At 72.4% G+C, this 21,835-nt stretch carries 21 protein-coding genes; 14 read left to right on the forward strand and 7 right to left on the reverse strand.

Features of this window, described 5'->3' with window-relative positions:
- The first annotated feature begins 72 nt into the window (after positions 1-72).
- The 4 genes from ACZ50K_RS08295 to ACZ50K_RS08310 all read left to right on the forward strand — a co-directional run bounded on the left by ACZ50K_RS08295 (position 73) and on the right by ACZ50K_RS08310 (position 6,892).
- Positions 73-756, forward strand: a complete 684-nt coding sequence (locus ACZ50K_RS08295; protein WP_468899102.1) for a spermidine synthase family protein — start codon at positions 73-75, stop codon at positions 754-756.
- Between the two features lie 145 nt (positions 757-901).
- Positions 902-1,654 carry a response regulator transcription factor gene (locus ACZ50K_RS08300; protein WP_468899105.1) on the forward strand — a complete coding sequence of 251 codons (753 nt, stop codon included), beginning with the start codon at positions 902-904 and terminating at the stop codon, positions 1,652-1,654.
- On the forward strand, positions 1,651-2,718 hold the full coding sequence (locus tag ACZ50K_RS08305) for a HAMP domain-containing sensor histidine kinase (protein WP_468899108.1): 1,068 nt from the start codon (positions 1,651-1,653) through the stop codon (positions 2,716-2,718). Before ACZ50K_RS08300 ends, ACZ50K_RS08305 begins: the two co-directional genes overlap by 4 nt.
- A 280-nt stretch (positions 2,719-2,998) precedes the next feature.
- Entirely contained in the window at positions 2,999-6,892 is a 3,894-nt protein-coding gene (locus ACZ50K_RS08310; RefSeq protein ID WP_468899111.1) for a multifunctional oxoglutarate decarboxylase/oxoglutarate dehydrogenase thiamine pyrophosphate-binding subunit/dihydrolipoyllysine-residue succinyltransferase subunit, read from the forward strand.
- Positions 6,893-6,971: 79 nt separating this feature from the next.
- Here ACZ50K_RS08310 and ACZ50K_RS08315 read toward each other — a convergent pair whose 3' ends face one another.
- Positions 6,972-8,252, reverse strand: coding sequence for an HEXXH motif domain-containing protein (locus ACZ50K_RS08315; RefSeq protein WP_468899114.1), 1,281 nt, complete (start codon positions 8,250-8,252; stop codon positions 6,972-6,974).
- A gap of 220 nt (positions 8,253-8,472) precedes the next feature.
- Between ACZ50K_RS08315 and ACZ50K_RS08320 the strand changes: the two genes are divergently transcribed.
- The gene (locus ACZ50K_RS08320; RefSeq protein WP_468899116.1) at positions 8,473-8,664 is read left to right on the forward strand and encodes a DUF6104 family protein; all 192 of its coding nucleotides are present in this window, start codon (positions 8,473-8,475) and stop codon (positions 8,662-8,664) included.
- 90 nt (positions 8,665-8,754) lie between these two features.
- Here the strand turns inward: ACZ50K_RS08320 and ACZ50K_RS08325 are convergent, their stop codons facing one another.
- Positions 8,755-9,966 carry an NAD(P)-dependent malic enzyme gene (locus ACZ50K_RS08325; protein ID WP_468899119.1) on the reverse strand — a complete coding sequence of 404 codons (1,212 nt, stop codon included), beginning with the start codon at positions 9,964-9,966 and terminating at the stop codon, positions 8,755-8,757.
- Between the two features lie 524 nt (positions 9,967-10,490).
- On the opposite strand from ACZ50K_RS08325, the gene ACZ50K_RS08330 reads away from it, so the two are divergent.
- From ACZ50K_RS08330 to ACZ50K_RS08340, 3 genes are read left to right on the forward strand one after another with little or no spacing between them, the layout of a single operon-like run.
- Complete coding sequence (locus tag ACZ50K_RS08330; RefSeq protein WP_468899122.1) at positions 10,491-11,459, forward strand: ABC transporter substrate-binding protein; 969 nt, start codon at positions 10,491-10,493, stop codon at positions 11,457-11,459.
- 40 nt (positions 11,460-11,499) lie between these two features.
- Positions 11,500-12,441, forward strand: coding sequence for an amino acid ABC transporter permease (locus ACZ50K_RS08335; RefSeq protein ID WP_468899125.1), 942 nt, complete (start codon positions 11,500-11,502; stop codon positions 12,439-12,441).
- Complete coding sequence (locus tag ACZ50K_RS08340) at positions 12,441-13,202, forward strand: amino acid ABC transporter ATP-binding protein (protein WP_468899127.1); 762 nt, start codon at positions 12,441-12,443, stop codon at positions 13,200-13,202. Before ACZ50K_RS08335 ends, ACZ50K_RS08340 begins: the two co-directional genes overlap by 1 nt.
- An 82-nt stretch (positions 13,203-13,284) precedes the next feature.
- On the opposite strand, the gene ACZ50K_RS08345 is transcribed toward ACZ50K_RS08340, so the two are convergent.
- On the reverse strand, positions 13,285-14,067 hold the full coding sequence (locus tag ACZ50K_RS08345) for a class I SAM-dependent methyltransferase (protein ID WP_468899130.1): 783 nt from the start codon (positions 14,065-14,067) through the stop codon (positions 13,285-13,287).
- An 82-nt stretch (positions 14,068-14,149) separates the two neighbouring features.
- Here ACZ50K_RS08345 and ACZ50K_RS08350 point away from each other — a divergent pair, with 82 nt between their 5' ends.
- Positions 14,150-14,779, forward strand: a complete 630-nt coding sequence (locus tag ACZ50K_RS08350; RefSeq protein WP_468899133.1) for a CGNR zinc finger domain-containing protein — start codon at positions 14,150-14,152, stop codon at positions 14,777-14,779.
- Here the strand turns inward: ACZ50K_RS08350 and sodX are convergent.
- On the reverse strand, positions 14,683-15,105 hold the full coding sequence (sodX, locus tag ACZ50K_RS08355; protein WP_468899136.1) for a nickel-type superoxide dismutase maturation protease: 423 nt from the start codon (positions 15,103-15,105) through the stop codon (positions 14,683-14,685). The genes ACZ50K_RS08350 and sodX overlap by 97 nt on opposite strands.
- A gap of 160 nt (positions 15,106-15,265) precedes the next feature.
- Here sodX and sodN point away from each other — a divergent pair, with 160 nt between their 5' ends.
- From sodN to ACZ50K_RS08375, 4 genes are all read left to right on the forward strand, one after another.
- Positions 15,266-15,661, forward strand: a complete 396-nt coding sequence (gene sodN, locus ACZ50K_RS08360) for a superoxide dismutase, Ni (protein ID WP_468899139.1) — start codon at positions 15,266-15,268, stop codon at positions 15,659-15,661.
- Between the two features lie 98 nt (positions 15,662-15,759).
- Positions 15,760-16,725: a zinc-binding dehydrogenase gene (locus ACZ50K_RS08365; protein ID WP_468899142.1), complete on the forward strand. Its 966-nt coding sequence runs from the start codon at positions 15,760-15,762 to the stop codon at positions 16,723-16,725.
- A 97-nt stretch (positions 16,726-16,822) separates the two neighbouring features.
- Positions 16,823-17,032: a helix-turn-helix domain-containing protein gene (locus ACZ50K_RS08370; protein ID WP_468899145.1), complete on the forward strand. Its 210-nt coding sequence runs from the start codon at positions 16,823-16,825 to the stop codon at positions 17,030-17,032.
- On the forward strand, positions 17,032-17,595 hold the full coding sequence (locus ACZ50K_RS08375; protein WP_468899148.1) for a Clp protease N-terminal domain-containing protein: 564 nt from the start codon (positions 17,032-17,034) through the stop codon (positions 17,593-17,595). The genes ACZ50K_RS08370 and ACZ50K_RS08375 overlap by 1 nt, the downstream gene beginning before the upstream one ends.
- Before the next feature lie 102 nt (positions 17,596-17,697).
- Here the strand turns inward: ACZ50K_RS08375 and ACZ50K_RS08380 are convergent, their stop codons facing one another.
- Complete coding sequence (locus tag ACZ50K_RS08380; protein ID WP_468899151.1) at positions 17,698-18,726, reverse strand: PadR family transcriptional regulator; 1,029 nt, start codon at positions 18,724-18,726, stop codon at positions 17,698-17,700.
- A gap of 1 nt (position 18,727) precedes the next feature.
- On the reverse strand, positions 18,728-19,675 hold the full coding sequence (locus tag ACZ50K_RS08385) for a DUF4097 family beta strand repeat-containing protein (RefSeq protein ID WP_468899153.1): 948 nt from the start codon (positions 19,673-19,675) through the stop codon (positions 18,728-18,730).
- Positions 19,676-19,857: 182 nt separating this feature from the next.
- On the opposite strand from ACZ50K_RS08385, the gene ACZ50K_RS08390 reads away from it, so the two are divergent.
- Positions 19,858-20,688, forward strand: coding sequence for a hypothetical protein (locus ACZ50K_RS08390; RefSeq protein ID WP_468899155.1), 831 nt, complete (start codon positions 19,858-19,860; stop codon positions 20,686-20,688).
- Between the two features lie 58 nt (positions 20,689-20,746).
- On the opposite strand, the gene ACZ50K_RS08395 is transcribed toward ACZ50K_RS08390, so the two are convergent.
- Complete coding sequence (locus tag ACZ50K_RS08395) at positions 20,747-21,682, reverse strand: LysR family transcriptional regulator (RefSeq protein ID WP_468899158.1); 936 nt, start codon at positions 21,680-21,682, stop codon at positions 20,747-20,749.
- Positions 21,683-21,835 lie beyond the last annotated feature (153 nt).

Genomic DNA, 21,835 nt, shown 5'->3' on the forward strand with positions numbered 1-21,835 from the left:
CGCCCCCGGCGACCTGACAACTCCAGGCCCCCGCTCCGGAACACCCGGAGCGGGGGCTTCGTTGTGCATCGCATGACCGCTCCCGTCACCCTCGACCGCCGCCACGGCCCTTATGGGGAAGTCGTGTTGCGCCGCCGCGGGCAGCCCCCGGTGTTCGAGATCATCGCCAACGGCTGCTTCCTGATGGACACCTCCGACGGCCGTTCGGAGCGGCTGCTCGTGGACGCCGCCCGGGGTGCCCTCGGTCCGCGCCCGCCGGAAGGGGGCCGCCCCTCGGTGCTGATCGGCGGACTCGGGGTCGGCTTCTCGCTGGCGCACGCCGCCGCCGACCCCTTCTGGGGCGGGATCTCGGTGGTGGAGCGGGAGGAGGCCGTCATCGGGTGGCACCGGTCCGGGCCGCTGGACGCCGTCTCCGCGGCCGCTCTGGAGGACCCGCGGGTAACAATCCTGCACACCGATCTCGTGGAGCACTTGCACGCGTCACCGGACCGCTACGACGCCCTCTGTCTGGACATCGACAACGGCCCCGACTGGACCGTCACCGAGGACAACCGGGCGCTCTACTCGACCGCCGGACTGGCCCTCTGCCGGGCCCGGTTGGCCCCCGGCGGAGTGCTGGCCCTCTGGTCCGCGCAGCCCTCCGCGGCCTTTGAACAAGCATTGCGGAATGCCGGATTCAGCTCGGTACGGACGGAAGAGGTGCCCGTTGCCCGAGGTGTCCCGGACGTGGTCCATCTGGCACGGAACCCCACGTAGACCCTGCATGGCCGCAGCGGGGCGGCTCCTCTACGCTGCCCCAAGCCGACCGCGGACGACGACCACCGAAGACGAGCACGGAAGACGACCGCGCACGAAGACGCACGAAGACGGACGACCGGGAACGGGCGGGGACGAGGCCGGGATGACGGAACAGGTACACACCACCCACAGCAGTGCCGCGGCGACCCCGGCGACCCCCGGTGCCCAGCGCCGCGTGCTCGTGGTCGAGGACGACCAGACCATCGCCGAGGCCATCGCGGCCCGGCTGCGCGCCGAGGGGTTCCAGGTGCAGACGGCCGGCGACGGCCCGGCCGCCGTGGCCGCCGCCGAGGGCTGGCAGCCGGAGCTGCTGGTGCTCGACGTGATGCTGCCCGGCTTCGACGGCCTGGAGGTCTGCCGCCGGGTGCAGGCGCAGCGGCCGGTCCCGGTGCTGATGCTCACCGCCCGCGACGACGAGACCGACCTGCTGGTGGGCCTCGGGGTCGGCGCGGACGACTACATGACCAAGCCGTTCTCCATGCGGGAGCTGGCCGCCCGGGTGCACGTGCTGCTCCGCCGGGTGGAGCGGGCCACCATCGCCGCCACCGCCCCCCGGGGCTCCACCCTCCGGCTCGGCGACCTGGAGATCGACCACGCCCAGCGGCGGGTCCGGGTGCAGTCCGAGGACGTGCACCTCACCCCGACCGAGTTCGACCTGCTGGTCTGCCTGGCCGGCACCCCGCGCGCGGTGCTCTCCCGGGAGCAGCTGCTCGCCGAGGTGTGGGACTGGGCCGACGCCTCCGGGACCCGTACCGTGGACAGCCACATCAAGGCCCTGCGCCGGAAGATCGGCGCCGAGCGGATCCGTACGGTCCACGGCGTCGGGTACGCCCTGGAGACCCCGGCGGGCGCGTGACCGGGCCGGGCGGGCTGCGCCCCTTCTCCCCGTTCTCCATCAAGACCAAGCTGGGCACCCTGGTCGTGGTCTCGGTGTTCATCACCACCGGGCTGCTGATGGTGGCCCTGCGCACCAAGACCGAGGTCCGGTTCATCACCGTGTTCTCGGTGATCGCCTCCATGCTGATCACCCAGTTCGTGGCGCACAGCCTGACCGCCCCGCTGGACCAGATGACCACCGTGGCCCGGGCGATCTCCCAGGGGGACTACACCCGGCGGGTGCACGGGGCCGAGCGCCGGGACGAGCTGGGCGACCTGGCCGCGACCATCAACGTGATGGCGGACGACCTGGAGGCGGTGGACCGGCACCGCAAGGAGCTGGTCGCCAACGTCTCGCACGAGCTGCGCACCCCGATCGCCGCGCTGCGGGCGGTGCTGGAGAACGTGGTGGACGGGGTCTCGGCCGCCGACCCGGAGACCATGCGGACGGCGCTGAAGCAGACCGAGCGGCTGGGCCGGCTGGTGGAGACCCTGCTGGACCTCTCCCGGGTGGACAACGGGGTGGTCCCGCTGCTGGCCCGCCGCTTCGAGGTGTGGCCGTACCTGTCGGGCGTACTGAAGGAGGCCGGGCTGGCCGCCGGGCAGCGCGGGGCGCTCACCGGCTCGGGGAACCACACCCGCAAGGACGTGCACCTGCACCTGGACGTGTTCCCGCCCGAGCTGACCGCGCACGCGGACGCCGAGCGGCTCCACCAGGTGGTGGCCAACCTGATCGACAACGCCGTCAAGCACAGCCCCCAGCACGGCCGGGTGACGGTGCGCGCCCGGGCCGGGGAGGCCCCGGGGAGCCTGCGGCTGGAGGTGGTGGACGAGGGCCCGGGCATCCCGGAGTCGGAGCGCCACCGGGTCTTCGAGCGGTTCAACCGGGGCAGTGCCCGGGGCGGCGACGGGGGCACCGGTCTGGGGCTGGCCATCGCCCGCTGGGCGGTCGCACTGCACGGTGGCCATATCGGAGTGGCCGAATCCGCTCGGGGCTGCCGGATCCTCGTCACCCTTCCGGGCAGCGTCCGAGCTGCGGGTTGACGCGGCTCGACCCGGCTTGACGTAGGGTTCGAGACGGGAAGGAGATGATCTCGGCCACATGTGCCCGGGGTCCGTCAGGGGTGCGAAGCCAGGGGGCCGCAACCGCGGTCAGCCCTACCCGAACCACGCTTGTTTCCCGCCATTCCACCCCGTGAAACCCGCCGTTCGATGTGACCTGCACGACGGATCTCCCGCCCGGTCTGCATCTCGGGGCCGGGGAGGCGTAGCCTTTATTCCCGCTGTCCAAACCTTGTGAAGCGGAAGTAGGGCGGTTGCCGCCGTGTCGCCACAGTCCCCCAGTAACTCGACCACCACGACCGAAGCAGCAGAGGGCGGGAAGAACCCTGCCTCCGGCTTCGGCGCGAATGAGTGGCTCGTCGACGAGATCTACCAGCAGTACCTCCAGGACCCGAATTCGGTCGACCGGGCCTGGTGGGACTTCTTCGCCGACTACAAGCCGGGGGGCGCCGCCGCCCCGGTGAAGACGGAGCAGTCCACGACGACGGACGGCGCCCCCGCACAGGCCGCCGGCACCGCCGTCAGCAGCGCCCCCGCAGCGACCACGACCGCGACCCCGGCACCCGCCCCGGCCGCCGCCCCCGCCGCTGCCGCCACGGCCCCTCCCGCCGCGCCGACCGCCACGCCTGTGTCAGCTCCTGCCCCTGCTCCTGCCACCCCCTCTGGTGCCCCTGCTGTGACTGTCACCTCATCGACCCCGGCCGCCGCACCGGCCCAGGTCGCCCAGGTCCCCGCTCCCACCGCCGCCGCCCCGCAGGCCGCCGCGCCCTCCACCGAGGCCCCCGGCGGCCCCGAGCTGGTGACGCTCCGCGGACCGGCCGCCGCCGTGGCGAAGAACATGAACGCCTCCCTCGACGTCCCGACGGCCACCTCCGTCCGCGCCGTCCCGGTGAAGCTGCTGTTCGACAACCGCATCGTCATCAACAACCACCTCAAGCGCGCCCGGGGCGGGAAGATCTCCTTCACGCACCTGATCGGCTACGCGATGGTGCAGGCCATCAAGGCCATGCCGACGATGAACTACTCCTTCCAGGAGAAGGACGGCAAGCCCACCCTGGTCAAGCCGGAGCACGTCAACTTCGGCCTGGCCATCGACCTGGTGAAGCCCAACGGCGACCGCCAGCTCGTCGTCGCCGGCATCAAGAAGGCCGAGACCCTCAACTTCTTCGAGTTCTGGCAGGCCTACGAGGACATCGTCCGCCGCGCCCGGATCGGCAAGCTGACGATGGACGACTTCACCGGGGTGACGGTCTCCCTCACCAACCCCGGCGGCCTCGGCACCGTCCACTCCGTGCCCCGTCTGATGCCCGGGCAGTCGGTCATCATGGGCGTCGGCTCCATGGACTACCCCGCCGAGTTCCAGGGCACCTCCCAGGACACCCTGAACAAGCTGGGCATCTCCAAGGTCATGACCCTGACCTCGACCTACGACCACCGGGTCATCCAGGGCGCGGCTTCCGGCGAGTTCCTCCGGATCGTCGCCAACATGCTGCTCGGCGAGAGCGGCTTCTACGACGACGTCTTCGAGGCGCTCCGCATCCCGTACGAGCCGGTCCGCTGGCTCCGGGACATCGACGCCTCGCACGACGACGACGTCACCAAGGCCGCCCGCGTCTTCGAGCTGATCCACTCCTACCGGGTCCGCGGCCACGTCATGGCCGACACCGACCCGCTGGAGTACAAGCAGCGCAAGCACCCCGACCTCGACATCACCGAGCACGGGCTCACCCTGTGGGACCTGGAGCGCGAGTTCGCGGTCGGCGGGTTCTCCGGCAAGTCGATGATGAAGCTCCGCGACATCCTCGGCGTGCTCCGCGACTCCTACTGCCGCACCACCGGCGTCGAGTTCATGCACATCCAGGACCCCAAGCAGCGCAAGTGGATCCAGGACCGCATCGAGCGCCCGCACTCCAAGCCGGAGCGCGAGGAGCAGCTGCGGATCCTGCGCCGCCTCAACGCGGCGGAGGCCTTCGAGACCTTCCTGCAGACCAAGTACGTCGGCCAGAAGCGGTTCTCCCTGGAGGGCGGCGAGTCCGTCATCCCGCTGCTCGACGCGGTCATCGACTCCGCCGCCGAGGCCCGCCTCGAAGAGGTCGTCATCGGCATGGCCCACCGCGGCCGGCTGAACGTCCTGGCGAACATCGTCGGCAAGTCCTACGCGCAGATCTTCCGCGAGTTCGAGGGCAACCTCGACCCGAAGTCCATGCACGGCTCCGGCGACGTCAAGTACCACCTGGGCGCCGAGGGCACCTTCACCGGCCTGGACGGCGAGCAGATCAAGGTCTCGCTGGTCGCCAACCCCTCGCACCTGGAGGCGGTGGACCCGGTCCTGGAGGGTGTGGCCCGCGCCAAGCAGGACGTCATCAACAAGGGCGGCACCGACTTCACGGTCCTGCCGCTGGCCCTCCACGGGGACGCGGCCTTCGCCGGCCAGGGCGTGGTCGCCGAGACCCTGAACATGTCGCAGCTGCGCGGCTACCGCACCGGCGGCACCGTGCACGTGGTCATCAACAACCAGGTCGGCTTCACCGCCGCCCCGGAGTCCTCGCGTTCCTCCATGTACGCGACCGACGTGGCCCGCATGATCGAGGCGCCGATCTTCCACGTGAACGGCGACGACCCGGAGGCCGTGGTCCGCGTGGCGCGGCTGGCCTTCGAGTTCCGCCAGGCGTTCAACAAGGACGTGGTCATCGACCTCATCTGCTACCGCCGCCGCGGCCACAACGAGTCCGACAACCCGGCGTTCACGCAGCCGCTGATGTACGACCTGATCGACAAGAAGCGCTCGGTGCGCAAGCTGTACACCGAGTCCCTCATCGGTCGCGGTGACATCACCCTGGAAGAGGCCGAGCAGGCCCTCCAGGACTTCCAGGGCCAGCTGGAGAAGGTGTTCGCCGAGGTCCGCGAGGCGGCCGCGCAGCCGTCCGTGGGCGCGTCGATCCCGGTCACCCCGCAGCAGTTCCCGGTGGCCGTGGACACCGCCATCTCCTTCGAGGTGGTCAAGCGGATCGCCGAGTCCCAGGTCACCATCCCCGAGGGCGTCACCGTCCACCCGCGCCTGCTGCCCCAGCTGCAGCGCCGCGCGGCGATGATCGACGACGGCACCATCGACTGGGGCATGGGCGAGACCCTCGCCTTCGGCTCGCTGCTGATGGAGGGCACCCCGGTCCGGCTGTCCGGCCAGGACTCCCGCCGCGGCACCTTCGGCCAGCGGCACGCGGTGCTCATCGACCGGGAGACCGGCGAGGACTACACCCCGCTGCTGTACCTCTCCGAGGACCAGGCCCGCTACAACGTCTACGACTCGCTGCTCTCCGAGTACGCGGCCATGGGCTTCGAGTACGGCTACTCGCTGGCCCGCCCGGACGCGCTGGTGCTGTGGGAGGCGCAGTTCGGCGACTTCGTCAACGGCGCGCAGACCGTCGTCGACGAGTTCATCTCCTCGGCCGAGCAGAAGTGGGGCCAGACCTCCGGGGTCACCCTGCTGCTCCCGCACGGCTACGAGGGCCAGGGCCCGGACCACTCGTCCGCGCGTCCCGAGCGGTTCCTCCAGATGTGCGCGCAGGACAACATGACGGTCGCCATGCCGACCCTGCCGTCGAACTACTTCCACCTGCTGCGCTGGCAGGTCCACAACCCGCACCACAAGCCGCTGATCGTCTTCACCCCGAAGTCGATGCTGCGTCTGAAGGCCGCGGCCTCGAAGGCGGAGGAGTTCACCGAGGGCAGCTTCCGCCCGGTGATCGGCGACTCCACCGTGGACCCGAACGCGGTCCGCAAGGTCGTGTTCTGCGCGGGCAAGGTCTACTACGACCTGGAGGCCGAGCGGGAGAAGCGCGGCATCACCGACACCGCGATCATCCGGATCGAGCGGCTGTACCCGCTGCCGGGCGCGGAGCTCCAGGCGGAGATCGCCAAGTTCCCGAACGCGGCGAAGTACATCTGGGCGCAGGAGGAGCCGGCGAACCAGGGTGCCTGGCCGTTCATCGCGCTCAACCTGATCGACCACCTGGACCTGGCGGTCGGCGCGGACATCCCGGCGGGCGAGCGGCTGCGGCGGATCTCCCGTCCGCACGGCTCGTCCCCGGCGGTCGGCTCGGCCAAGCGGCACCAGGCGGAGCAGCAGCAGCTGATCTCCGAGGTCTTCGAGGCGTAACCGCCCGGAGCGCACGGCGGAAGGCCCGGCCCCTCTCGGGGGGCCGGGCCTTCCGGCGTTCCGCGGCCGTGCCGGGGGTTCAGCCCGGGGCGGCGGCGGCCAGCTGCGGGTGGGCGGCGCGCCAGGAGCGGCGCTCCCGGTCCACGGCGCGGCGGGCGGTGGCGTACTGGTCGCCGGGCGGCGGCAGCCCGTCCATGGCCCGCTCGGCGGCCGCCATGGCGTCGACGAACTCGGCGCCGGCCGGGGTCAGCCGCGGCTCCGCCCGGAGCACCGGCAGGACGGCCGCGACCTGGGCGCGGCAGCGGGCGTGCCCGGCCCAGGCGGCCCGGGCCCCGTAGAGGGCGGCCCGCTGCCAGTAGCCGGCCAGTGCCAGGCGCGCGTACACCCCGTGCAGCAGTCCCTCCAGGGGGCGCGGGTCGGGGCGCCAGGGGGCCCAGTAGCGCGGGGCGCGGTCGGCGGTGTGCAGGGGCAGCACGTCGGTGAGGGCGGCGAGCTTGCCGTGCTGGAGCTCGTGGACCAGGGTGGCGGCCAGTGCGGGCGGGGCCTGTCCCCGGACCAGTACGGACCCGGAGGCGGCGGGCCGGGTGGCTCCGGCGGACCGGGAGCCCCCGGCGAGCGGCACCACGGAGCGCAGCAGGCCGGCTATCTCGCCGGCGCGGGCGGTGTCGTAGCGCTCCAGGAGGGTGTGCGCCCCGGTCCACTGGATGTCCCAGCGCCGGTGCCCCCTGGGGGTGAGGCGCCGGGCCGGGCGGACGGTGCCGTCCTCGCCCTCGGGGCCCTCCCGGCCGGTGCCGCCGGGGGCCCGGTAGGGGTCGAGGTCGTCGAGGACGGTGCGGCCGCCGGGCAGCGGGTGCAGGGGCAGCACGGCCGGGTCGGCGGGGTCCCAGGACCGTTCGCCGAGCGTGTGCGGGCCCGGGCGGGCCGGGCGGAGCAGTCCGAGGGTGGGCAGGGCGATCCTGCCGTGCACGGGCTTCAGGGTGGCCTTGAAGGGGATGCCGGCGCGCAGGGCGGCGGCCGCGGCGACCGCCCCGAGGTGTCCGAGGTCGGCGGGCGGGTTCCGTTCCGGGTCCCTCAGCCGGCGCAGGGTCTCCTCGGCCCAGACCCCGGTGGCCGGGTAGAGGAGCACGTCGCGGACCGCTCCCGGCCGCTGTCGTCCGGCCTCCTCCAGCAGCTCGCCGTGGGCGCGGGGCTCGCCCGGGGGTGCCGCGTCGAGGATTGCGCGCAGCTGGGCCAGCCGGCGGGCCCAGCGGGCGTCCCCGACCAGCCGGGTGCCCTCCGGGGAGGGTTCGGTGGAGGCCAGGGCCCGCAGGGTGCGCGTGGGCACCTCGAACGGGGCCGGTCCCCCGTCGGTGGGCCTCATCCGGCCGCCTCGTGGCCGGCCGCGGCCTGTGCCGTGGTGGGGTGCCTCATCACCTGTTCCTCCCTGCGGGACGCTCCATCCCTGCCCTGCGGGGGGCCGTGACTAACGGCGGAAAGCGGTCAACTCCCTCTGCTCGTCCGCGATATGGCCGCCGGTTCCGCGGGGGGCCGGGGGCCGGACTATTCTGGCCGGGAACCACCGATGACCCATGGAGCCTGTTGTGTACTTCACCGATCGCGGCATCGAAGAGCTGGAGAAGCGGCGCGGCGAGGAGGAGGTCACCTTCGAGTGGCTCGCCGAGCAGCTCCGCACCTTCGTGGACCTGAACCCGGACTTCGAGGTTCCGGTCGAGCGGCTGGCCACCTGGCTGGCCCGGCTCGACGACGAGTACGACGAGTCCGACGACGAGTAGTCCGGACGCCCGGACCTGGTGCCGGGTACGCGGAAGGGGCCCGGCCGGAGTGATCCGGCCGGGCCCCTTCGCGGGTGCCCTCGGTGCGCGTTACGCGAGGCGCGCGACCCCGTCGGCCTTGGCCGCGGCGGCGACCGCCTCGGCGACGGCCACGGCGACCCGCTCGTCGAACGGCGAGGGGATCACGTAGTCGGCGGCGAGCTCGTCACCCACGACACCGGCGATGGCGTCGGCGGCGGCGATCTTCATGCCCTCGGTGATCCGGGTGGCCCGGACCTTCAGGGCGCCGGCGAAGATGCCGGGGAACGCGAGCACGTTGTTGATCTGGTTCGGGAAGTCCGAACGGCCGGTGGCCACGACCGCCGCGTACTTGTGCGCGACGTCGGGGTGGACCTCCGGGTTCGGGTTGGCCATGGCGAAGACGAACGCGTCCTTCGCCATCGAGGCCACGGCCTCCTCGGGGACCGTGCCGCCGGAGACGCCGATGAACACGTCGGCGCCGGCCAGGGCGGACTCCAGGGAGCCGGTGAGGCCGGTCTTGTTGGTGAGGCCCGCGATCTCCGCCTTGACGTCCGTCAGGTCGGTGCGGTCCGCGGAGACCACGCCCTTGCGGTCGGTGACGCAGACGTCGCCGATGCCCGCGTCCACCAGGATCTTGGCGATGGCGATGCCCGCGGCGCCCGCGCCGGAGATCACCGCGCGCAGGTCGGCCAGGGTCCGGCCGGTGAGCTTCGCGGCATTGCGCAGGGCGGCCAGCGACACGATGGCGGTGCCGTGCTGGTCGTCGTGGAAGATCGGGATGTCCAGCTGCTCCTGCAGCCGGCGCTCGATCTCGAAGCAGCGGGGGGCGGAGATGTCCTCCAGGTTGACCCCGCCGAAGGAGGGGGCCAGCCGGACCACGGTCTCGATGATCTCGTCCGTGTCCTTGGTGGCGAGCGCGATCGGAACCGCGTCCACGCCGCCGAACTGCTTGAAGAGGATGGCCTTGCCCTCCATCACGGGGAGCGAGGCCTCGGGCCCGATGTCACCGAGTCCGAGCACGGCCGTACCGTCGGTGACGACGGCGACCACGTTGGACTTCCAGGTGTACTCGTTCACGAGCTCGGGCTGCTCGGCGATGGCGCTGCACACCTTCGCGACGCCGGGCGTGTACGCGAGGGACAGGTCGTCCTTGTTGCGGACCGGCACGGTGGCCTGCACGGCCATCTTGCCGCCCCGGTGCAGTGCGAACACCGCGTCCGGGTTGTTGTCCGTCACGTCGGTCGCGCTGTCGCTGCGAGGATTGACGATCTCCGCTGCCACTTCTGTTGACCCCTTAAGTCTTTGATCATTGAGGGTTGGCCACTCCTGGTTAAGGGGTGGGCGGGCACCGCGTCCGAGCTCCGCTTCGGCGGTGGTGTGCCGCCTCCGCGGGGGGAGGTTCGTACGCGCGGGCGCGCCGCACGCGCGCCCTGGGCCCCGGATGAGGGGTGTAAGGATCTGTTTTACCCGAAGAACACTCGCCCAGACGAGTCGATTCCCACTGGATCTCAAACCTCTTGTCCAGATTTCGGCGAAAAGTCCAAGAGCCTCTGCCCAACGGTCGAGACGAGCCGTAGGAATCGCGGTGGGACAAGCCTTTCACCGCACATACTCCGGCGCGGACGTCCCTGTTCCGCACTGATGTTGGGCCGACCGGGTCGCCCGTTATCCGATTTTGACCTGACGAGCTGCCTGAATGCGTCAGTCCGAATGGCAAGATGCCGTAATCACACAAGGTCGCGACACTCGATGGTGCGTGCCACGACCGTCTCGGATGCTTTTCCACCTGCCGGAGGAACCAGCTCATGACCGCTAGCACCACCCGTCGTCGCACGACCGCCGCCCGGTCCCGGATCGCCGCGGTCGGCGCGATCGCGGCGGCCGGCGCCCTGATCCTCACCGGTTGTGGCGACCAGACCGACTCGGCGACCAAGAGCACCCCGTCGGGCAGCGCCGACGCCGCCAAGGCCCCGCTGTTCTCCAAGCTTCCGAAGAAGATCCAGGACGCCGGCGTGATCAAGGTGGGCACCGACGCCACCTACGCGCCGATGGAGTTCACCGAGGGCGGCAAGATCGTCGGCGTGGACCCGGACATCGCCGCGGCCATGGCCAAGCAGCTCGGCGTCGAGTTCAAGTTCGAGTCCGGCACCTTCGACACCCTCATCGGCAGCATGCAGACCGGCCGCAGCGACGTGGTCATGTCCTCCCTGACCGACACCAAGGCCCGCCAGGAGGGCCTCGACGACAAGGGCGCCAAGACCGGTGCGGGCGTCGACTTCGTCGACTACTTCTCCGCCTCGACCGGCATCCTGGTCAAGAAGGGCAACCCGGAGGGCATCAAGACCCTCGACGACCTCTGCGGCAAGACGGTCGCCGTGCAGCGCGGCACCACGTACGAGCAGTCCGCCAAGGACCAGGCCGCCAAGTGCAAGACGGACGGCAAGGGCGCCCTGAAGGTCGAGGCCTTCCCGACCGACGCCGAGGCCCAGACCCGGGTGAAGGCCGGCGGCGCCGTGGCCGACCTGAACGACTCCCCGGTCGCCGCGTACATCGCGAAGACCGCCGGCGGCGGCAACGACTTCGAGGCCATCGCCAACCCCACCGACGCCGGCCTCTTCGGCATCGCCGTGGACAAGAAGAACACCGAGCTGCGCGACGCCCTCAAGGCCGCCCTCGACGCGGTCATCAAGGACGGCACCTACAAGGCCGCCCTGGACAAGTGGAACGCCGGTTCCGGCGCCGTGACCGAGGCCAAGGTCAACGCCGGTCAGTGACCCTCCCCAGCACCTCTTGCAGCACTGAAGGGCAGTCACTGTGACTGACAAGCTCGACAAGGCCTCCGGGCCGGCGGACACCCCGCCGGCCGGGGCCGTCCCCCCCGAGATGATCCGCGCGATCCCGGTCCGCCACTACGGCCGGTGGATCAGCGCCGTCGTCGTCCTCGCGCTGGTCGCGGCCCTCGCGTACGCCTTCTCCCAGGGCAACGTCCGCTGGGCCACCGTGCCGGAGAAGCTGTTCGACCCGACCATCCTGCGCGGTCTGCGGAACACCATCTGGATCAGCGTCGCCTCCATGGCCCTCGGCCTGGTGCTCGGCGTGGTCTTCGCCGTGATGCGGCTCTCCAAGAACCCGGTGACCAGCACCATCGCCTGGTTCTACATCTGGTTCTTCCGGGGCACCCCGGTGTACGTCCAGCTCCTCGTCTGGTTCAACCTCGCCCTGATCTTCCCGGTCCTGAACCTCGGGTTCTACAAGGACGAGATGACCCAGGTGATGACCCCGTTCCTGGCCGCCCTGCTGGGCCTCGGCCTGAACGAGGGCGCGTACATGGCGGAGATCGTCCGGTCCGGCATCCAGTCGGTGGACGAGGGCCAGACCGAGGCCTCGCACGCGCTCGGCATGACCCAGACCAAGACCATGCGCCGGATCGTGCTGCCGCAGGCCATGCGGGTGATCGTGCCGCCCACCGGCAACGAGTTCATCAACATGCTGAAGACCTCCTCCCTGGTGGTCGCGGTCCAGTACTTCGACCTGCTGCGCGCGGCCCAGGACATCGCCGCCACCTCCTTCGCGGTGATGGAGATGCTGTTCGTCGCCTCCATCTGGTACCTGGCCCTGACCAGCGTCTTCTCGGTCGGCCAGTACTACCTGGAGCGGCACTACGCCCGCGGTTCGCTGCGGACCCTGCCGGAGACCCCGCTGCAGAAGATCAAGGCGAACATCACCCGCTTCTCGAACCGCAAGGCGGTGGCCTGATGACTGCCATGGTGAAGGCCGAGGCCGTCCACAAGTCCTACGGCGCGGCGCACATCCTCAAGGGCGTCGACCTCGAAGTGGCCCCGCGTGAGGTGTTCTGCCTGATCGGGCCCTCGGGTTCCGGCAAGTCGACCTTCCTCCGGTGCATCAACCACCTGGAGAAGGTCAACGGGGGACGGCTGTACGTCGACGGGGAACTCGTCGGCTACCGCCAGAAGGGCGACAAGCTCTACGAGCTGAAGGACAGCGAGGTCGCGGCCCAGCGCCGGGACATCGGCATGGTCTTCCAGCGGTTCAACCTGTTCCCGCACATGACGGCCATAGAGAACGTCATGGAAGCCCCCGTCATGGTCAAGGGCGAGTCCAAGGCGGTGGCGCGCGAGCGCGCCGTCCGGCTGCTCGACCGGGTCGGCCTCGGGGACAAGGGCGGCAACTACCCGTCCCAGCTCTCCGGCGGCCAGCAGCAGCGGGTGGCGATCGCCCGCGCCCTGGCCATGGAGCCCAAGCTGATGCTCTTCGACGAGCCCACCTCGGCGCTCGACCCGGAGCTGGTCGGCGACGTCCTGGACGTCATGCGGGACCTGGCCGAATCGGGCATGACCATGATCGTGGTCACCCACGAGATGGGCTTCGCCCGCGAGGTCGGCGACAACCTGGTCTTCATGGACGGCGGTGTGGTCGTCGAGTCGGGCCACCCCCGCGAGGTCCTGGGCAACCCCCAGCACGACCGCACGAAGGCCTTCCTGTCGAAGGTGCTCTAGCCGGTCGCCGCACAACGCGCCGAGGGGCGGTACGGGATTCCCGTACCGCCCCTCGGCGCGTTCCGGGCCGCCCGCCGGGCGGCTACCTCAGACCGAGGACCATGGCGTCCGACGGGGAGCGCCACACCGTACGGGCCTCCGCGAAGCCGGCCGCGCGGAGGGTGGCGGCGTGCCAGGCCTCGGGCGGGGTGTCGCCGTCGGCGTGCTCCCCGTAGATCTCGAACCGGCGGGCGGTGGGGGCGGCCAGCACCGGGTCCCGGCCGGCCTCGGCCCACCATTCGGCCCAGTCCAGGGCCCCCGCCTCGCGGGCGTCGGCCATCCGGGCGTGCCGCCTGGCGCGGTCGGCGGCGTTCAGAACCGGCGTCCCGGGGTCGGGCATGTGGTCGGCGTTCATGAACACGCCGCCGGGCCGGACCAGCGGGGCGAGCTGCCCGTAGAGCACGGCGAGCCGGTCGCTGTGCAGCCAGTGCAGGGCGGTGGCGGTGAGCACCGCGTCGTAGGCGGTGTGCGGCAGGGCCGCGGTCCAGTCGGGGTCCTTGAGGTCGGCGGTGACCAGGGTGACCCGGGGGTCGCCGGCGAAGTGCCCCTCGGCGATGGCCAGCAGGGCCGGGTCGAGATCGACTCCGGTACTGGTCGCTTCCGGGAACCGCTTGAGGAGCCTGTCCGTAATACTTCCCGTACCGCACGCCAGGTCCAGCACCCGGGGGGCGGTGCCGACCACGGCCTCGACCAGGTCCAGCATCACCCGGAACCGCTCCTCGCGGTCCGGCATGTACCACTCCTGCTGGCGGTCCCAGCTGTCCTGCCAGGCCTGCCAGTCCGTTCCCGTCCCCGCTCCCGCCCCGGTTCCCGTCTCCGCCGTCATTCGGACCCCCTCCAAAAGTAATACCCTCGAAGCATCAGCGACTGTTACCCGCCACCCTAGATCGCAGCCGTAAGGACTACAAGTGGAACTGGCCTCTTACTCGGACTATGCCGTGCGCCTGGTCAACACCGAGGAACCGGCCCGCGGCAAGGACTCGCTCACCTCGGTGGACGCGGTCCGCGGCCTCTTCGGCGCGAGCGTGCAGATGGCCCGCCGGGTCACCGACGCGGACGTGACCCGGTTCCGCAACGTCCGCGGCCGGCTCCGCTCCGTCTTCGAGGCCGCCGACTCCGGCGACCACGTGCTCGCCGTGGACCTGCTGAACTCCCTGCTGCTGGAGTTCCCGGTCAGCCCGCAGATCTCCGGCCACGAGACCCTCGGCGAGGACGGCGCCCCCAACTGGCACATGCACCTCGCCGACCACCCCTCGAACGCGACCGCGGGCTATGCCGCGATCGCCTCCATGGGCCTGGCCTACCACCTCACCTCGCACGGCCCCGACCGGCTCGGCGTCTGCCAGGCCTCGCCCTGCCGCAACGCCTACCTGGACACCTCCACCAACCGGTCCCGCCGCTACTGCTCGGACCGCTGCGCCACCCGCGCCAACGTGGCCGCCTACCGGGCCCGCAAACGGCTGGAGGCCAAGGAGTCCGCGAACAGCGGTCTGACCGAGCGCACCGCCCAGGAGAGCCTGGCCAGCGGCGAGTTCTGAGCCTTGCCGCGCGGCCGCAGCCGCAGCAGCCCGGTCGCCAGCACCAGTTCCTCCGGCACCGGCCCGAAGTCCGTGCTGTCCCCCGGCGGCACGGCGTAGGGGTTGTCGCCGAGCACCCACCAGCCGCCGGGCCGGCGTTCCGCCGCCCGCTTCACCACCAGCAGGTCCTGCTGGAACGGGTGCCGCAGCACCACGACCGCCCCGGGCCGCACCCTGGCCCCGTACCGGACCACCATCCGGTCCCCGTCCTCCAGCGTCGGCGCCATCGACGGCCCGCTCACCTCCGCCACCCCGAGCCGCCCGCGCGTCCGGCCGATCCCGTGCATCCGTGTCCCTCCTCGCCCTTCCATCCGTCCGTACATTCGCTCACGCGGTCCGCCACGAGCCTGGACTTTTGTCCCAAGCCTCCGGGGGCGACCGCGAAAACCGGTTTCCCACGGAGTAATCTCCCCTCTTGAGAAGACGATCACGAGGAGGACAGACCCCATGCTTTCCCGCTTCTTCGCCCCCAAGGTGAAGGTCTCCGCGCACTGCGATCTGCCGTGCGGCGTGTACGACCCGGCCCAGGCCCGCATCGAGGCCGAGTCGGTCAAGGGCGCCCAGGAGAAGTACCAGGCCAACACGGACGCCGACTTCCGCACCCGCGCCCTGATCATCAAGGAGCAGCGCGCCGAGGTCGCCAAGCACCACATCTCGGTGCTGTGGAGCGACTACTTCAAGGCGCCCCACTTCGAGAAGTACCCGGAGCTCCACAAGCTCATCAACGACACCCTGAAGGCCCTCTCGGCCGCCAAGGCGTCCACCGACCCGGCCACCGGCCAGGCCGCCCTGGACCTCATCGCCGAGGTCGACCGGATCTTCTGGGAGACCAAGAAGGCCTAGTCGCCACGACGACGTCCCCGAAGGGGCCCGCCCGCGATCCGCGGCCGGGCCCCTTCGGTATTACCGGGGAGTAATGGGCGGTGCTAACGTCCGGTGGCATGTTCGCTGCCTATGCTGCCCGAATCGACCGTGACCAGCCGCTGAACGGCCTTGAGCTGGGCGAACGCCCGGCTCCCGGGGTGCGCCCCGGCTGGGTGACCGTGAACGTCAGGGCCGCCTCGCTCAACCACCACGATCTGTGGTCGCTGCGCGGGGTGGGTCTGGCCGAGGACAAGCTCCCGATGATCCTCGGCTGCGATGCCGCCGGGACCGACCAGGACGGGAACGAGGTGGTCCTGCACTCCGTGATCGGTGCGACCGGACACGGGGTCGGGCCCGAGGAGCCCCGGTCCATCCTGACCGAGCGCTACCAGGGCACCTTCGCCGAGCAGGTGACCGTGCCCGCCTGGAACGTGCTGCCCAAGCCGGCCGGGCTGTCCTTCGAGGAGGCCGCCTGTCTGCCGACGGCCTGGCTGACGGCCTACCGGATGCTGTTCACCAACGCGGGGGTCCGGCCCGGGGATTCGGTGCTGGTGCAGGGGGCGGGCGGCGGGGTCGCCACCGCCGCCATCGTGCTGGGCAGGGCGGCCGGGCTGCGGATGTTCGCCACCAGCCGGGACGAGGCCAAGCGGCGCCGGGCGGTGGAGCTGGGCGCGGTGGAGGCGTACGAGCCGGGGGCGCGGCTGCCTCGGCGGGTGGACGCGGTGATCGAGACGGTGGGCGCGGCGACCTGGTCGCACTCGGTGAAGTCGCTGCGGCCCGGCGGCACCCTGGTGATCTCGGGGGCCACCAGCGGGGACCGGCCGGCGCATGCCGAGCTGACCCGGATCTTCTTCCTGGAGCTGAAGGTGGTGGGTTCCACGATGGGTTCGAAGGACGAGCTGGAGGACCTGCTGGCGTTCTGCGCGGCGACCGGGGTGCGGCCGGTGATCGACGAGGTGCTGCCGCTGGACCGGGCGCGGGAGGGGTTCGAGAAGCTGGCGGCGGGCGAGCTGTTCGGGAAGGTGGTGCTCACCACCGGCTGATGTCGACGAGGGCTGATGCCGACTAGGGCCGACGCCAACGAGGGTTAACGTCAACGAGGGTTGACGTCCGGGCTTCCGTCAACCTATGTTGACAGACATGACGGAAGCAACGGACCTCGCCGCGCGGGCCGGTGACCCGGACCCGCGCGTGGGACTGCGCGCCGTGGCGGCACTGCGCCGGCTGCTGGAGCGGCTGGAGGCGGTGCAGGTGCGCGCGGCCCGGGCGCGGGGCTGGTCCTGGCAGGAGATCGCGGCCGAACTGGGCGTCAGCCGGCAGGCCGTGCACAAGAAGCACGGGAGGCTCTGATGTTCGAACGGTTCACGAGCGGGGCCAGGGACGCCGTGACGGGCGCGGTCGGCCTGGCCCGGCAGGACCGGGCCGCCGCGGTCGGCGCACAGCACCTGCTGCTCGCCCTGCTGGACCAGGGGGTGCTCGATCCGCTGGGCGCCGACCGGGCCGCGGTCCGCGCGGGACTCGCCGAGGCGGACCGCCGGGGCGGGCTGTCCCGGGCGGACGAGGCGGCCCTGGCGGGATGGGGCATCGACCTCTCGGAGATCGTGGCCCGGGTGGAGGAACACCACGGCACCGGCGCCCTGGCCCCGGCCAGCCGGGCCCCGACGGCGTCGGGCCGGCGCGGACCGCTGGGTTCCCTGCGCTCCCGCGCCATGGCGGGCCACGTCCCGTTCGGCGCGGAGGCCAAGCGGGCCCTGACCCGGTCGCTACGGGTGGCCCAGGGCCGCGGGGACGGCGAGATCGGCGCGGCCCATCTGCTGCTGGCCCTGCTCGCCGCCCCCGGCCCGGTCGCCGACACCCTCGCCGCCCAGGGCGTCACGTACACCCGGGCGGAAACCCTGCTCACCGGCCCCTGACCGCCACCCGGCCGGGGCGGGAGCCCCCAGCGGGTCCGCGACCGGCCCGCCCGGCCCGGCCCGGGCCCCGCCGGACCGGCGGGGAACACCCGCCGGGCTCGGTCAGGAGCCGCCCCGGAGGGTCCCTTCCAGGTCGGCCACCGCGGCCGCCAGTCGCCGCTTGGCCTCGGCCAGTTGGGCGGCGGAGACGCCGTGGTCACGGGCGGCGTCGCGGATGTCGTCCCGGAAGCGGTCCAGCAGCCGGTCCAGGTCGCGGGACGGCTCCCCGGTCGGACCGAGGTCCGGCGCCCAGTCCGGCACCTGATCAGGCGTGGCCGAGCCGGTCGGTCCGGAGCCGGTCGGCACCGAGTCGGCAGCCCCCGGGCCGGCGGGACCCGTACCGGTGGGCCCGGCACCAGACGGCCCGGTACCGGTGGGCCCGGGCGGCCAGGCCTTCGCCGCCGGGTCGCCCTCGCCGCCCGGGGCGGGCTGGGCGCCGGACAGCCAGGTGCCCAGTTTGTCGGTGAAGTCCGACAGGCCGCGGACGCCGGAGCGGGCGAACTGCTCCTGGACCTGCCCGGCGATCCGCTGGATCTCCTCCCGGGCCTTGTCCTGCGCCTCCTTGGCCTGCCGGCGCGCCTGCTGGGCCTCCTCGCGGGCCCGGCGGCTCTCGTCCTTGGCCCGGCGGGCCTGTTCCTTCCATTCCTGGCGGGCCCGGCGCAGTTCCTCCTTGGCCGCGGCCCAGCCGTCCTCCGGGTCGGCGGCCGCACCCGCCGAGGCGGCGGCGCGCATCTCGCGCCGGAGGTCGCCGGCCGCGCCCCGGACGTCGTCCCGGATCTCGGCGGCCAGTTCGGAGACCGACTCGCGGATCTCCAGCTCCAGGTCGGCCAGTTCCCCGCCGCGTCCGGCGAGTTCGGCCCGGCCCGCGTCGGTGATCGAGTACACCTTCCGGCCGCCCTCGGTGGCGTGCGTGACCAGTCCCTCCGCCTCCAGCTTGGCCAGCCGCGGGTAGACGGTGCCGGCCGAGGGGGCGTACAGGCCCTGGAAGCGCTCCTCCAGCAGCCGGATGACCTCGTACCCGTGGCGGGGGGCCTCGTCCAGCAGCTTCAGGAGGTACAGCCGGAGGCGGCCGTGGGCGAAGACGGGCGGCATGTCAGAGCACCTTCTTGTCGAGCGGGAGGGGGGCGGCGGGCGCGGGCTCGGCCGCCGGGTCGGCCTCGGGGCGGCGCAGCAGGGCGATGGAGCCGGTGACGGTGGTGGCCCGGAGGTTGCCGGTGCCCTCGCCGAGGGTTCCGGCGATCCGCTTGGAGCCGATCCGGCCGGACACCCGGAGGTCCTCGAAGGCGTTGGACAGCCCGCCGCTGGTGGTGCTGGCCTCCACCCGGGCGTCGGCCGGGTGCGGCAGCTGGATCGCGACCTGGCCGGAGACCGAGTTCAGGCTGATGTCCACGGGCCGCCCGGGGACCGGGGAGGGCGCCAGGTCCAGCAGCATGTCCCCGCTGACGGACTCGGCCCGTACGCTGCCGGCCGCGCCGTCCACCAGGGTGAGTCCGCCGGACACCGACCGGAACCCGAACTCCCCGTCCACGGACTGGGCTTCGACGCTGCCGGTGACCGTCCGGGCCTGGACCTTGCCGGCCAGCCGCACGAGGGTGGCGTCGCCGGACACCCCGTGCAGCTCGGTGCCGCCGCGGATCCCGGAGACCACCGAGGCGGCGCCGACCGCCGCGATCTGCACCCTGGCCTCGGCGGGCAGGGTGAGGGTGACCACGGCGCTGCGCTCCCAGACCTTGCGGCCCGGGCCGGAACCGGTGCCCGTTCCGGCCGAGCGCCAGTTCTCCCAGGGCTTGGAGTCGAACCACTCCCGCAGCCCCTGGGAACCGTTCCAGGGCAGGTCCTCGTAGGACACGGTGAGGGTGTCGCCGTCCTGGACGATCCGCAGCGGCGGGCCGTCCACCGCGGAGACCTCCAGGCGGGCCGGGCCCTCGTCGGCGGCGACCACGTTGACCGTGCCGTCCAGGACGCGGACCCGCAGCCGGGTCACCGGGTGCTCGAAGGTGAGTTTCCGCGGTTCGGCGATGGACCAGGTCTGCTGAGCCATGGTGCTGATCCTCCTCATGGTGATGCCCGCGTGGTGATGTCCACTCGGCACGTCGGCACGATGACGCAACATATCGCGTCTTCCTCTCAACACGATATATCGCGGTCTGGCCAAGTCAAGCAGATGGGGTCGACCCTTTCCGCGATCTGCCGCTTTGGCCCGGTTTGGCTTAGCGTGTGGACATGCCGCTCTCCATGACCCCGACCGGCGGACTCCTGGTCTGCCGCGCCGCTCCGCTGGCCGTACGCGCTCCCGCGCACCTGCTGCGCGAGCGGATGCTGCTCGCCCCGGCCGGCGGATGGAGCGTGCTGGTCCCCGAGGGGAAGCCCTGGCCGCACGGCGAGGAGCCGGTGGACGAGGTGCTCGCCGGCTGGGCCTCGGCGGTGGCCGTCGGCACCAACTGGCCGGTGCTGGGCCTGTGGTGGGAGAACGGCCGGACCGGTTTCACCCTCGCGGCCGGATTCCGCCGGCCGGTGGCCTACGCCTGGGAGGACGACGGAACCCCCGACGGCGAGCCCGGCTCGATGCGGAGCCTGGCCGCCCGGCTCGGGCTGGACCCGGTGCTGGACCTGGAGGAACTGGAGCGGCTCACCCGGCCGGATCCGGTGGCCGACGGCCCGGCCCGGCTGCTCGCCCTGATCGCGCTGCTGGCCCGCGCCGGACTGGCGCTGCCCGCCGGGCTGGCCCCGGGCGAGCCCGCCGACCGGCTGCGCGAGGCCGCCCGGGTGGCGCCGGGGGCCGAGGCCGTGGAGTGGTCGGGCTGGCGGGACGCGGTCCGGGCCGAGCTCGACGCCGTCGAGGACGGCCCGGTCGGGCCGTGGATCCGCGGCCCGCGGGCCCGGCTGCTCGGCGGCGCCCAACTGGCGGCCGGAATCCCGCTGCTGGCCTGGGCGGCCCGCCGCCGCAGCCCCGCCTGGGCCGCCACCGCCGCCCTGCTCCTCACCCACGGAGCCCTGGGCCTGGCCTACGACCGCACCCGCGGCCGCCGCGGCCGGCGGCTCGGACCGCGCTGACGCCGGAGCCGGCCGTCCGGCCCGGCCCGCCCCGGCACCCGCGCCCGGGCGCGACCGCTCAGGCCGCGCCGAGGAGGGGGCTGCCGGTGCGGTGCAGCCAGGCCCGGTAGGGGGCGGTGCGCAGGGCGGCCTCGCGGTAGGCCGCGCGCAGGTCCTCGTACACCTCCGCGTGCGCCCCCGGCCGGCTGGCCAGCAACAGCCGGACCGCCAGCGGGTCCCCCTGGAGCGGCCGGATCGCCATGTCCTCGCGCGGTACCGAGGTGGGCTGGCAGGGGGCCACCGCCTCGCCGGAGACGATCAGCGAGGCGGCCGTGTGGTAGTCGGTGTGCAGGACGGGCGGGTCGAGGCCAGCCCCGGCGAGGACCCGGCGCAGGCCGTCCCACTCGCCGTCCACCGAGGGGTCCACGGTCCAGCGGTCGCCCGCCAGGTCCCGTAGGTCCACCACCGGCCGGCGGGCCGCCGGATGGTGCCGGGCCATGGACACGAACTGCGGTTCCCGCTCCACCAGCACCCGGGTCTGGAGCTCCTCCGGCACCCGCAGCGGACTGCCCTCCACCTCGTGCACGAAGGCCACGTCCAGCTGCCCGGCCGCCACCATCCGCAGCAGCGCGTTCGCCGAGACGTCCACCACCAGGGTGGTGTCGGTGTCCGGCAGCCGCCGGTGGAGCCGGCGCAGCCAGCCCGGCAGGGCCCGGCTGGCGGTGGAGCCAATCCGCAGCCGGCGGCCGTCCGACTGGGCCCGGGCCTCGGCGACCAGTGCGGCCATCCCGGCGAGCAGCGGCCGGGCCCGGCCCAGTACGGTCCGTCCGAAGGGGGTGGGCCGGCAACCGGTGCGCTCCCGGAGGAACAGCTCGCCGTCCAGGGCGCGTTCGATCCGGCGCAGCTGGGTGGTCAGCGAGGGCTGGCTCACGCCGAGCTGCCGGGCGGCCTTGTGCAGGCTGCCGGCGTCGGCGATGGCGCAGAGTGCGCGCAGGTGCCTGACCTCTAGCTCCATGACCCGAGGGTAGGGCGGGCCCGGTGGACCGCACCAGCCACTGACACCCCACCTATTCCCGCCATTTTCACGGGTGTTGACCTGTCGGCAATGTGCCGATAGCCCGGTGTTATCGGGCACTGACATCATCCGCCGGCCGCCTCGGCTCCTCCA

This window comes from Streptomyces sp. NPDC033845, from assembly GCF_055576225.1.